Here is an 883-nt window from a genome sequence, read left to right as displayed (position 1 = left end):
GGTTCACTCGAACCAGAACTCATGTTTAAACTTGCCAAGCGCAATGGCATAGATATTCCTTATTCGTCACCAAGCGAATTGAGAGAGGCATACCAATTTGAAGATCTGCAATCTTTTCTCGACCTCTATTATCAAGGCGCAAATGTTTTACGCACAGAGCAAGATTTTTATGACCTAACGTGGGAATACTTGGAGCATTGCAAAGCAGACAATGTGATTCATACCGAGATATTCTTCGACCCGCAAACTCACACTGAACGTGGCATTAACTTCGACACCGTACTCAACGGCATTTCTAGAGCGCTGACAGATGGCCGCGAAAAATTAGGCATCACATCGCAGATCATCGCTTGTTTCCTTCGTCATTTGTCAGAAGAAAGCGCGATGGAAACACTGCAATCTGTTTTAAAGCATCGCGATAAAATCATTGGAGTGGGGCTAGATTCATCAGAAAAAGGCCATCCACCAGCTAAGTTTTTACGTGTCTTCCAGAAAGCGAAAGAGGCAGGCTTGCTTACCGTGGCACATGCCGGAGAAGAAGGACCAGCGCAAAATATTACCGACGCGATTGAAATGTTGGAAGTGAGCCGCGTTGATCACGGCGTTCGCTGCGTAGAAGATGAAGCTCTAGTGGAGTCTCTGATTGAAACCAAAATGCCACTGACCGTTTGCCCGCTGTCTAACATCAAACTTTGCGTGTTTGATGAAATGGGACAACACAACATCGTAGAACTTCTGCGTAAAGGCGTGGCGGTAACCATTAACTCTGATGACCCCGTTTACTTTGGTGGCTACATGACCGATAACTTCCTTGCAGTGAATCAAGCACATCCCATGAGCAAAGAAGAACTGGCGAAATTCACGCTCAACGCTATCGATGCAA

The 883-nt window shown here is 45.8% G+C and carries 1 protein-coding gene; it reads left to right on the top strand.

Annotated elements, in window-relative coordinates; genetic code table 11:
* A partial coding sequence (locus R7R24_RS25555; protein WP_318119907.1) for an adenosine deaminase occupies positions 1–883 on the top strand: 883 nt, incomplete at both ends.

The sequence above is a fragment of the Vibrio sp. 704 genome (genome assembly GCF_033339295.1).
Note: the sequence above shows the minus strand (reverse complement) of the source record. Positions and strands in the feature narration are given on the sequence as shown.